This window comes from Aeromicrobium sp. (assembly GCF_049586495.1).
In the GTDB taxonomy this organism is placed as follows: Bacteria; Actinomycetota; Actinomycetes; order Propionibacteriales; family Nocardioidaceae; genus Aeromicrobium.
This window is the reverse complement of sequence record NZ_JBAVCB010000187.1, coordinates 1-9,710: the sequence shown is the minus strand read 5'-3', so window position 1 is coordinate 9,710 and position 9,710 is coordinate 1. Positions and strand designations below refer to the sequence as shown.

Annotated in this window: 13 protein-coding genes and 1 riboswitch; of the genes, 9 read left to right on the top strand and 4 right to left on the bottom strand. The window is 67.0% G+C overall.

Features of this window, described 5'->3' with window-relative positions; genetic code table 11:
* Nucleotides 1-753: RimK family alpha-L-glutamate ligase (locus tag WB508_RS09820; RefSeq protein WP_423844704.1), on the top strand; the 753-nt coding region annotated here is incomplete at its 5' end.
* A gap of 3 nt (nt 754-756) precedes the next feature.
* Here WB508_RS09820 and WB508_RS09815 read toward each other — a convergent pair.
* From WB508_RS09815 to WB508_RS09800, 4 genes are read right to left on the bottom strand one after another with little or no spacing between them, the layout of a single operon-like run.
* Entirely contained in the window at nt 757-1,800 is a 1,044-nt protein-coding gene (locus tag WB508_RS09815; RefSeq protein ID WP_423844703.1) for a GNAT family N-acetyltransferase, read from the bottom strand.
* A gap of 25 nt (nt 1,801-1,825) precedes the next feature.
* Complete coding sequence (locus WB508_RS09810) at nt 1,826-2,320, bottom strand: ASCH domain-containing protein (protein WP_423844702.1); 495 nt, start codon at nt 2,318-2,320, stop codon at nt 1,826-1,828.
* 7 nt (nt 2,321-2,327) lie between these two features.
* Nucleotides 2,328-3,761 (bottom strand): alpha,alpha-trehalose-phosphate synthase (UDP-forming), encoded by a 1,434-nt coding sequence (locus WB508_RS09805; protein WP_423844701.1) that lies wholly within the window; start codon nt 3,759-3,761, stop codon nt 2,328-2,330.
* A 15-nt stretch (nt 3,762-3,776) separates the two neighbouring features.
* Complete coding sequence (locus WB508_RS09800; RefSeq protein WP_423844700.1) at nt 3,777-4,760, bottom strand: Gfo/Idh/MocA family protein; 984 nt, start codon at nt 4,758-4,760, stop codon at nt 3,777-3,779.
* Nucleotides 4,761-4,813: 53 nt separating this feature from the next.
* Between WB508_RS09800 and WB508_RS09795 the strand changes: the two genes are divergently transcribed.
* From WB508_RS09795 to WB508_RS09760, 8 genes are all read left to right on the top strand, one after another.
* Nucleotides 4,814-5,110, top strand: coding sequence for a DUF3263 domain-containing protein (locus WB508_RS09795; protein WP_423844699.1), 297 nt, complete (start codon nt 4,814-4,816; stop codon nt 5,108-5,110).
* A gap of 45 nt (nt 5,111-5,155) precedes the next feature.
* Nucleotides 5,156-5,635, top strand: a complete 480-nt coding sequence (locus tag WB508_RS09790) for a LytR C-terminal domain-containing protein (RefSeq protein ID WP_423844698.1) — start codon at nt 5,156-5,158, stop codon at nt 5,633-5,635.
* Nucleotides 5,636-5,640: 5 nt separating this feature from the next.
* On the top strand, nt 5,641-6,438 hold the full coding sequence (gene otsB, locus WB508_RS09785; RefSeq protein WP_423844697.1) for a trehalose-phosphatase: 798 nt from the start codon (nt 5,641-5,643) through the stop codon (nt 6,436-6,438).
* Complete coding sequence (locus tag WB508_RS09780; protein WP_423844696.1) at nt 6,435-6,878, top strand: hypothetical protein; 444 nt, start codon at nt 6,435-6,437, stop codon at nt 6,876-6,878. The genes otsB and WB508_RS09780 overlap by 4 nt, the downstream gene beginning before the upstream one ends.
* A gap of 37 nt (nt 6,879-6,915) precedes the next feature.
* Nucleotides 6,916-7,026: riboswitch (SAM riboswitch) on the top strand.
* Nucleotides 7,027-7,033: 7 nt separating this feature from the next.
* Complete coding sequence (thrC, locus tag WB508_RS09775) at nt 7,034-8,305, top strand: threonine synthase (protein WP_423844695.1); 1,272 nt, start codon at nt 7,034-7,036, stop codon at nt 8,303-8,305.
* Between the two features lie 15 nt (nt 8,306-8,320).
* Nucleotides 8,321-8,596, top strand: a complete 276-nt coding sequence (locus WB508_RS09770; protein WP_423844694.1) for a MoaD/ThiS family protein — start codon at nt 8,321-8,323, stop codon at nt 8,594-8,596.
* Nucleotides 8,597-8,700: 104 nt separating this feature from the next.
* The gene (locus WB508_RS09765; protein ID WP_423844693.1) at nt 8,701-8,901 is read left to right on the top strand and encodes a cold-shock protein; all 201 of its coding nucleotides are present in this window, start codon (nt 8,701-8,703) and stop codon (nt 8,899-8,901) included.
* 151 nt (nt 8,902-9,052) lie between these two features.
* Nucleotides 9,053-9,710, top strand: a 658-nt coding sequence (locus WB508_RS09760) for a TCP-1/cpn60 chaperonin family protein (RefSeq protein WP_423844692.1), incomplete at its 3' end; no start/stop codon positions are given.

The window sequence follows — 9,710 nt, the reverse complement described above, 5'->3', positions numbered from 1 at the left end:
GGCATCGGCGTCATCCTGGCGCCGGACATCAAGGTGGCCGAGGCGATCATCGAGACGTTGCAGAGCACCAAGCAGAACGTGCTGATCCAGCGCTTCATCGCCGAGAGCAAGGGGCGCGACATCCGCGCCCTCGTCGTCGGCGACCGGGTGGTCGCGGCGATGCGACGCGTGGCCAAGGGCGATGAGTTTCGCTCCAACGTGCACCGCGGAGGTTCGGTGGAGAAGGTCGATCTCGATCCGGAGTACGAGAAGGTTGCGGTGCGTTCGGCACAGATCATGGGTCTGCGGGTGGCCGGCGTCGACCTGCTGGAGGGCAAGGACGGCCCCCTCGTGATGGAGGTCAACTCCTCGCCCGGCCTGGAAGGGATCGAGCGGGCCACTGACCTCGACGTCGCCGGATCGATCATCGACTTCATCGACAACCAGGTCGCGTTTCCCGAGATCGACGTCCGGCAACGCCTCACGGTGTCGACCGGCTACGGCGTGGCCGAGATCCTCGTGCAGTCCGCGTCCGACATCGTCGGCAAGCCGCTGGGTGAGTCCGGCCTCATGGAACGCGACATCAGCGCGCTCACGCTGCAACGCGGCACCAGCGTCATCCCCAATCCACGGGGCCACCACGTGCTCGAGGCCGGCGACCGGTTGTTGTGCTTCGGCAAGCTCGAGGAGATGCGCTCCATGATTCCGAGCCGCCGCAAGCGCACCCGCAAGGTCAAGAGGCTCCCGGCCGAGCCCATTCACGACGTCGTGTAGGCATCAGGGCAGGTCGATGTCCTTGAACCACGAGTCGGTCGCGTAGTCCGCCGTCCAGCCCAGCGCCAGATACAGCTGATCGGCCTTGGTGGGGGAGTCGTCGTCGACCTCGAGCCCGACGCGGTCACGACCACGCTCGGCGGCATCGGCGATGACGGTCGCCAGCAGCGACTTGGCAACTCCGCGACCGCGAGCGGCCCGGTTGACCCCGATGTACTCGACGTACGAGCCCTCGGCACCACCGGGCTTGGCGGTCAGCAGCGAGCAGACGACGGTGCCTGCCGGTACCGGCTCACCCTCCCCGTCCTCAGAATCGACATAGGCGAGCCACCAGTAGTCCCAGCTGTGCCGCGGATCCTCGCGCAACCGCTGCACGAACTCAGGGAAGCTCTCGCGATAGGAGTTGAAGTGATCCTCGAAGGACTCCTCGAGCATCTGGTGCACGATCTGCAGGTCTGAGGCGAGGGGGAAGCCGTTCTCGTGCCGCTCGACGGGGCGGACCGTGACGCCCGCGCGCGGCCGCAGGTCGGCCTCATCGGGGTCGACGGGTCGGTTCATGTGCACCCATGTGCGGCGCTTGGTGTAGCCGGCACGGGCCAGCCAGCCAGCCTGCCGAGTGTCGGTGGCGAACGGGCTCTCGTCGAGGCGGGTGGCGTCGATGCCGCGCCGGCGAGCCATGTCGATGGCGGCCTCCTCAGCCCAGGCGTAGAAGACGGCGGCGATGTCGTCGACCTCGGCGACGTCGCGGTCGAAGTAGCCCCAGATGAGGGCCCGACCCGCGGCCCGGTCGTGCACCGTGATCCAACCGCGCGGCACGTCATCGGGTCCGACAGCGACCAGCTGGCGGCGCGTCCACGACGCCGGACCGGCCACCTCGGACTCGATGCTGGCGGGATCGATGTGTGCTTCCCCGGTCCCCTGCAGCTCGTCGAGATGCCGTAGCGCGACGAGTGCCTCGATGTCGCCGTAGGCCGGGATTCTGGCGGTCCAGTCGCCCGGCAGATCGGGGATCTCGGAGGTCGGGTCGGTGCTCGTCGTGTCCGTCATCGCCCCCATTGTCTCCTGAGAGCCCTCAGCGTGGGTACAGGACCCGGAACCGTTCGAGCACGACCGGCATGGATGCGGTGAACCCGCGGTCGTGGTCGACGTGGTCGGTGAAGTACTGCTCATGGACGGTGCGCCAGTGCTCCAACGACCGGTCGCCCTCTCCTTCGAGATAGGCGTGCTCGGCCGACACGTCCTCGAACCGGACCACCTCCACCTGCATCGTCTCGAGCAGGGCGCGCGGGTGTTCGGCCCCGTCGAGCACGATGCTCAAGTCGCCGACGCGCGGTAGCGGTTCGCCCACCTGTTCGTAGTCCCACTGGGCGCTGGCGGTGGCCGTCTTGGTCCCGTCGAGCACCAGGGCCAGCAGCCCGTCGGCGTGTTTTGCTGTCGCCCCGAAGGACCACGCGGGGGGCGCGAGTGCCTCGGCCGCATAGGTGCCGAGATAGCCGGGAACTGGGTTGGTACGCGTCTGGTGCCGTGCGGTGGCCCAGAAGTCGTCGAGCTCGGTGGGGTCGATCATCAGCGGGTCACGGGGCCGACGGGCGCAGCGTCATCGCGTGGGCTCCGGGTCCCTCGTTCAGCTCGCGCAGAAAGTTTCCGGCCCACCGCTCGATGTCGTTCTCCATGACCTGCTTGCGCATGGCCTTCATGCGCTTCGCGCTGGTGCGGGGTCCGGACTGCACGGCCTCGAGCAGGCTGGCCTTCAATCCGTTGATGTCGTGCGGATTCACCTGATAGGCCGACTTGAGCTCTGACGCCGCGCCGGCGAACTCGCTGAGCACCAGGGAGCCCCGGTTGTCGTACCGGCAGGCCACGTACTCCTTGGCCACCAGGTTCATCCCGTCGCGCAGTGGCGTGACGACCATGACATCGGCGGCTCGGTAGAGTGCTGCCATCTCCTCGCGGGGGTAGGAGGCGTGCAGGTACTGGATGGGCTGGTGACCGATGCGGCCGACGTCGCCGTTGATGCGGCCAACGAGCCGGTTGATGTCGTCGCGCAAGATCTTGTACTGCTGCACGCGCTCCCGCGATGGCGTGGCGACCTGGACGAACACCGCGTCGTCCACGTGGAGGGAGCCCTCGGCGATCAGCTCGCCGAACGCTCGCAACCGCTGACGCAGGCCCTTGGTGTAGTCGAGCCGGTCGATGCCCAGGATGACGGTCGTGGGGTTGCCCAGGCTCTCGCGGATCTCGGCGGCGCGGGCGAGCACGTGGGGGGTGCGAGCCAGCTCCTCGAAGCCGGCCGCGTCGATCGAGATCGGGTAGGCGCGGGCCATCACGGTGCGTCCGTCCGGCAGATAGACCAGATCACGGTGGGTCTTGTGGCCGACGCGCTGACGCACCAGACGCACGAAGTTCTGGGCCGCGCCAGGCATCTGGAAGCCGACCAGGTCGGCTCCGAGCAGACCCTCGAGGATCTCCTTGCGCCACGGCAGCTGCTGGAACAGCTCGGTGGGGGGGAACGGGATGTGCAGGAAGAAGCCGATCCGCAGATCGGGGCGCAGCTCGCGCAGCATTCTGGGCACCAGCTGGAGCTGATAGTCCTGCACCCACACGACCGCGTTCTTGCGCGCCACCTTGGCGGCCTTCTCAGCGAAGCGGCGGTTGACCTTGACGTAGGAGTCCCACCACTCGCGGTGGAACTCCGGTGCGACCACGACGTCGTGGTACAGCGGCCACAAGGTGGCATTGGAAAATCCCTCGTAGTACTCGGCGACCTCTTGCTCGGTGAGGTGCACGGGAACCAGCTGGAGGCCGTCGTGGTCGAAGGGCTTGAGCTTCTCGTCGGACGCGCCGTGCCACCCGATCCACGCGCCGCCATTGCTGCGCATGACCGGCTCGAGGGCGGTGACCAGACCGCCGGGAGACTTGCGCCAGAGTGTTTCGCCGTCCGGGGCCGTGACGCGATCAACGGGCAAGCGGTTGGCGATCACCACGAAGTCTGCGGTGCCAGCGGCCATGCATTCACCCTATCGCTAGCGGCCGGCGACACCGATCTGCGCGAGGATCTCGTCGAGCTGACCCATGATCGCGACCGACTCGTCGAGCGGGAGGAGCTCGGACTCGGTCAAGCCCTCCTGCAGGCAGGATCCGACCTCCTCGATCTCGTGGACGTAACCCCGACCGGTGCGCGGCGCCGACACGGTCCGGACGGACTCACCGTAGGCGAAGGTGAACTCATCGGGGTGGTGGAACCGGGCCGGCACGTCGATGCGGCCGGCGTCGCCGGCCACCGATGCGCGGTCAGACGTCCACGCGACCTGGCTCCAGCCGATCGTGGCGACGGCTCCGGAGGCGTAGGTCAGGGTGGCGCCCCCGGCGACGTCGATGCCGTGGCCGGACAAGGTGCCGGCCGCCGAGATCGAGGTAGGTTCTCCGAGCATCACGTGGGCGAACGTGAGCGGATAGATGCCGATGTCGAGCAGGGCGCTCGCGCCGAGAGCGGGATCCCAGAGCCGTTCTTTGCCCGTCGGTGCCACGAAGCCCAGATCGGCGTGCAGCATCCCGATCGTCCCGCAGGCTCCCGATCGCACCATCTCTCGCGCTTGGCGGATGGCGGGATTGGTGCGCATCCACATCGCCTCGGCGAAGAACAAACCGCGACGCCGGGCCTCGCCCACGAGGAGTGCGGCGTCGGCGGCATTCATCGTGAGCGCCTTCTCGCACAGCACGGCCTTGCCGGCCTCGAAGCAGGTCATGACGTCCCGCACGTGCCGCCCGTGCGGCGTGGCGACGTAGACGACATCGACATCTGGGTCGTGCGCCAGCTCCTCGTAGGAACCGTGCGCGCGGGGGTCCTCGTGGTTGTCGGCGAAGGCCTGCGCGGAGGCCAGGCTGCGCGAACCCACCGCAGTCAACGAGTGACCGGGTACCAGCCGAAGGTCGTCAGCGAAGGACTCAGCGATGTGGCCGGTGGCAAGGATCCCCCAGCGGACGGGCGGCGCGACACGCGGGTTCACGAATACATCATGGCAAATGACATGGGTGTAGTTCATGTCGTAGACTCGCGGCCATGAGCGCTGCGGAGATGTCGGGTCGGCCCGGCGTCGGGTTGTCCCCCACGCTGACCGAGCGAGATCGCGAGATCCTGGCGCTCGAGCGAGTCTGGTGGCAGTACACCGGCACCAAGGAACAAGCCATTCGCGAGAAGTTCGACATGTCGACGACACGCTACTACCAGGTGCTCAACGCGCTGATCGATCGCGAGGACTCGCTGGCCTTCGATCCTTTACTGGTCAAGCGACTGCGCCGGCTGCGCGCCGAACGCCAACGCAGTCGCTCGGCGCGCCGACTTGGTTTCGACGTCTGACTCGTCGTGGTCGCGCACCGCAGGACTCCGAAGGACCAGGTGGCCGTGCCGGCAGCATGGTTCATCATCTTCAGCGTCGTGGCCTGTGTGGGAGCCGCCGGGTGGCTGGGCTTCTTGCTCGTGGACCCGGCCCCTGCCTCCGCTGGCGACGCGCAGGCAGCCAGCACTCCTCGCCCAGCTGCCCCGGCCTCGCCGGCCGAGACGACGCCGACCCCGTCTCCGACCGCCACCACGTCCACCACTCCCACCGTCAAGCGTGAGGCTCTGGTGGCGGTGCTGAACAACACCACCATCAGGAATCTGGCGAGATCGTTCTCGGCCAAGGTCGCGGCCGCTGGTTGGACGGTGTCGGGGACGGGCAACTGGCGGGGACAGATCGAGGCCAACACGGTCTACTACCCGGGCGGTCTGCAGGACCAGGCCGAGCTGCTGGCAACCGACGTGGGCATCTCACGGGTCTTGCCGAGCATCGTCCCGATGCGCATGGACCGGTTGACCCTCATCTTGTCGGGGCCGCAACAATAGGGCCCATGCCCGGCATCCTTGCTGCTCCGCCGGTCGACGACCCAGCCGGCACCCTGCTGGCGCTCGACTTCGACGGCACGCTCGCCCACATCGTCGACGACCCTACGCAAGCCTTCGCTCACCCTGATGCGGTGTTGGCGCTCGGTCGTCTGGGTCGCGTTCTCGGGACGGTGGCCATCATCACCGGCCGGCCGGTGACGCAGGCTCTCGAGCTGGGCGGTTTCGCCTCGGTCGACGGCCTCGACGGGTTGATCATCTTCGGCCAGTACGGCGCCGAACGTTGGGACGCCGCCTCGGGTGAGGCCATCGGGTCCGAGCGGGTCGAGACGATCGATCGCCTGGCCGAGCGTCTCCCTGAGATCTTGGCTCAGCACGGAGCTGAGACGGCACTCATCGAGGACAAGGGCCTGGCTCTCGCGGTTCACACTCGCGGCCTGGCCGAGGACCTCATTGACCGGCTCCGCGTTCCGTTGGCCTCGGTGGCCAGCGACATGGGCCTGATGCTCGAGCCCGGCAAGCAGGTGCTCGAGATGCGTTTTGCCGGTGCTGACAAGGGGCATGCGCTGCGCGCGCTCGTCGCCGAGACGAGCGCCCGCACGGTCGTGTTCGGCGGCGATGACCTCGGTGACATCCCCGCGTTCGAGGCAGTCGACGACCTGCGCGCCGGTGGCATGCGCGGTTTGCTGGTCTGCTCGGCCTCGACCGAGCAGGACGCCTTGGTGTCCAGAGCCGATGTCGTGCTCGACGGACCCGACGCTGTCGCGATCTGGCTGGCTGCCTGGGCCGAGGCGCTTGGGACATGATGGAGCCGCACACGCCGTGGACTCGCGTCCGGGCCGTGGTCAACTGGATCAATCTGAGCACGGTGCTGGGTCTGTTGGTCGCCCGGATCGGCGGCGCCGCCATCACGCCACGGGGGAGGGGAACCTACTTCGCCACGGGATATCGGTACGGCTTCCCCGTCGCGAGCGCGTTCACGATCGGCAGTGTCATCGTCAGCAAGCACGATCTCGCACACCTACGAGCCCGTCCGGTGCTGATGCAGCACGAGGACCGGCATTGCACGCAGTACGCCGTCGTTCTCGGTCCGGTGATGCTGGCGTTCTACCTCCTGTGTGCCGGCGTCTCCTACGTGCTGGCTGGCGATCACGCGTCATACAACCCGTTCGAGCGGCTGGCGGGACTCGATGATGGCGGCTATCGCGCACCGCGGCTACGCTTCTCGTCTCGCCATGTGGACTGACTGGACGCATCGTGAGACGGATGCCTATTCTGGGGGCACCTCATCATGAGGGGCAGAGGGACGCGGCCCGTTGAAGCCCCAGCAACCAGTCGCTCGACGACCAGGTGCTAACTCCGCCCCGGAGAACGTCGACCGGGACAGATGACAGGAGCACCATGACCCTGATTGACGAACCCCAGACCGGGCCGGTCTTGCGCGACGGAGCCTTCGGGCCCGCCAGGAACTTGGTCTGTCGCGAATGCGGCTCCACCCGCGATCTCGGTCCGCACTACGTCTGTCACGAGTGTTTCGGCCCCTTGGAGATCGCCTACGACTTTGGCACCGTCACGCGCGAGCAGATCGAAGCGGGGCCGGCCAACATCTGGCGGTACAAGGCTTTGCTGCCGGTACCCGACGACATCGCCGAGAGTCCCAATCTCGAGCCCGGATTCACCCGGCTGCTGGAGGCCAAGAACTTGGCGGCCGAATTGGGCTTGCGCCGGCTGTGGGTCAAGGACGACAGCACCAATCCCACCAACTCCTTCAAGGATCGCGTCGTCGCCATCGCGCTGTCGGCCGCCCGCGAGTTCGATGCCAAGGTCTTCGCGTGTCCGTCGACCGGCAACCTCGCCAATGCGGTGGCCGCCGCTGGCGCGCGGGCGGGCATCCGCACCGTGGTGTTCATTCCCAGCGACCTCGAGGCGGCCAAGCAGGTGAACTCGGCGATCTACACCGAGAATCTGGTGGCGGTCGAGGGCACCTACGACGACGTCAACAAGCTGGCCAGCGAGATCGCTGGCGAGCAGGACGGATGGGCGTTCGTCAACGTCAACGTTCGTCCCTTCTACGCCGAGGGCTCCAAGACGCTCGGGTATGAGATCGCCGAGCAGCTGGGCTGGCGCCTGCCGGACCAGATCGTCATCCCAGTGGCCTCAGGATCACAGCTGACCAAGGTGCACAAGGCGTTCGGCGAACTGGTGGCCCTGGGCCTGGTCGAGGACAAACCGTGCCGGATCTTCGGAGCGCAAGCCGAGGGCTGCGCGCCGATCTCCGCCGCCCACAAGGCCGGTGTCGACGCGATTCGTCCGGTCAAGCCCGACACCATCGCCAAGAGCCTCGCGATCGGCAATCCTGCCGACGGCATCTACGTGCTCGACATTGCCCAGGCGACCGGCGGTGCGGTCGAGGACGTCACTGACGAGGAGATCCGCGAGGCCATCGTGCTGCTGGCCCGCACCGAGGGCATCTTCACCGAGACCGCCGGAGGCACCACGGTGGGCGTGCTGCGCAAGCTGGTCGAGACCGGTCAGCTCGATCCCGACCTCGAGACCGTCGTGATCAACACCGGTCACGGGCTCAAGACGTTGGACGCCGTGTCTGACCGTGTGGGCCCCCGCGCCACCATTGCCGCCACCTACGACGCCTTCGTCGCCGCCGACATCGTCTGACCCGAGAGGACACACGTGAGCATCAACGTCCGGATCCCCACCATCTTGCGCACCTACACCCAGGACCAGTCGCAGGTCACCGCCGAGGGCGCGACCCTGACCCACGTCCTGGACTCGCTGGAGTCTTCGTTCCCCGGCATCAAGGCGCGCGTCGTCGACGAGAAGGGCGCGCTGCGCCGCTTCGTCAACATCTACGTCGCCGAGGAGGACGTCCGGTTCGCCGAGGGCCTGGACACCCCCACGCCGGACGGCAGCCAGGTCTCCATCATTCCTGCGGTGGCCGGAGGTTGAGAAATGTCCTCCCGATGAGGACTGTGAGACCTGAAAGTGTCCCTGTAGGGTCATCCGTGTCGCGTCTCGACACGTAGCGCGCCGCCGGTTCAAGGAGCTCGTCGATGGTGAACGGCACGGTCAAGTGGTTCAACGCAGACAAGGGCTACGGCTTCATCGAGGTCGAGGGTCAAGACGACGTCTTCGTCCACTGGTCCAAGATCGCCTCGGAGGGTTACAAGACGCTCGAGGACGGCCAGGTCGTCAGCTTCGAGGTCGTCGACGGCCCCAAGGGTCGCGAGGCCCACGAGGTCCTCGGCGGCTGACGCAGCACGAGGGCCCTTTCGCCACCACTCACCGCAGCCTCGAGTGGCTGCACGACGTGCGTTGAGTCGGCCCTGATTGCATCGCGTTGATTAGCACTCGTATAGTGAGAGTGCTAGTTCGTCGACCACCCACAGTCGGAGTTATTCACCCATGTCAAAGACCATTGCCTTCAACGAAGAGGCCCGCCGCGGTCTCGAGCGCGGCATGAACCAGCTTGCCGACGCCGTCAAGGTGACGCTTGGCCCCAAGGGCCGCAACGTCGTGCTGGAGAAGAAGTGGGGAGCCCCCACGATCACCAACGACGGCGTCTCCATCGCCAAGGAGATCGAGCTCGAGGATCCCTACGAGAAGATCGGCGCCGAGCTGGTCAAGGAAGTCGCCAAGAAGACTGACGACGTCGCCGGAGACGGAACCACCACGGCCACCGTGCTGGCCCAGGCGCTCGTGCGCGAGGGACTGCGCAACGTGGCCGCTGGCGCCAACCCGATGAGCCTGAAGAAGGGCATCGAGGCTGCCGTCGAGGCCATCAGCGCCCAGCTGCTGGGCATGGCCAAGGATGTCGAGACCAAGGAGCAGATCGCCTCCACCGCCTCCATCTCCGCCGCTGACACCACGGTCGGCGACATCATCGCCGAGGCGATGGACAAGGTCGGCAAGGAAGGCGTCATCACGGTCGAGGAATCCAACACCTTCGGCCTGGACCTCGAGCTCACCGAGGGCATGCGCTTCGACAAGGGCCACCTGTCGGGCTACTTCGTCACCGATCCGGCCTCCATGGAGACCGTGCTCGAGGATCCGTACATCTTGA

Excerpts from the sequence above, each read along its gene's own strand:
- WB508_RS09815 (WP_423844703.1), bottom strand. The coding sequence starts at position 1,800 with ATGACGGACACGACGAGCACCGACCCGACCTCCGAGATCCCCGATCTG.
- WB508_RS09810 (WP_423844702.1), bottom strand. The coding sequence starts at position 2,320 with ATGATCGACCCCACCGAGCTCGACGACTTCTGGGCCACCGCACGGCAC.
- WB508_RS09805 (WP_423844701.1), bottom strand. The coding sequence starts at position 3,761 with ATGGCCGCTGGCACCGCAGACTTCGTGGTGATCGCCAACCGCTTGCCC.
- WB508_RS09795 (WP_423844699.1), top strand. The coding sequence starts at position 4,814 with ATGAGCGCTGCGGAGATGTCGGGTCGGCCCGGCGTCGGGTTGTCCCCC.
- otsB (WP_423844697.1), top strand. The coding sequence starts at position 5,641 with ATGCCCGGCATCCTTGCTGCTCCGCCGGTCGACGACCCAGCCGGCACC.
- WB508_RS09780 (WP_423844696.1), top strand. The coding sequence starts at position 6,435 with ATGATGGAGCCGCACACGCCGTGGACTCGCGTCCGGGCCGTGGTCAAC.
- thrC (WP_423844695.1), top strand. The coding sequence starts at position 7,034 with ATGACCCTGATTGACGAACCCCAGACCGGGCCGGTCTTGCGCGACGGA.
- WB508_RS09765 (WP_423844693.1), top strand. The coding sequence starts at position 8,701 with ATGGTGAACGGCACGGTCAAGTGGTTCAACGCAGACAAGGGCTACGGC.